General features: G+C 43.1%; 1 protein-coding gene. It reads right to left on the reverse strand.

What is annotated here, in order from left to right; genetic code table 11:
* Positions 1 to 253 (reverse strand): AMP-binding enzyme (locus tag FLA105534_RS21845; protein WP_173968198.1); only part of this gene is annotated, 253 nt, incomplete at both ends.

Genomic DNA, 253 nt, shown 5'->3' on the forward strand with positions numbered 1-253 from the left:
ATATTCTTTCGTAGACAAATCTGAACTATCAGGATCCGGCAAGGCTTTCCTATCCAGCTTTCCGTTTGAGGTCAGTGGCATCTCTTCCAACTCAACCCAGATCATAGGAATCATATACTCCGGTAAACTTAATTTCAACTGTTCCTGCAAAGCAGCCCTGTCCAGCTTACCTTCAACAACAACATAACCAACCAAACGTTTGGTATCATTTGAATCCTCTTTAGCCAATACACAGCACTGGCTGATTCCACGT

It is taken from the genome of Flavobacterium collinsii (assembly GCF_902804485.1).
GTDB lineage: Bacteria > Bacteroidota > Bacteroidia > Flavobacteriales > Flavobacteriaceae > Flavobacterium > Flavobacterium collinsii.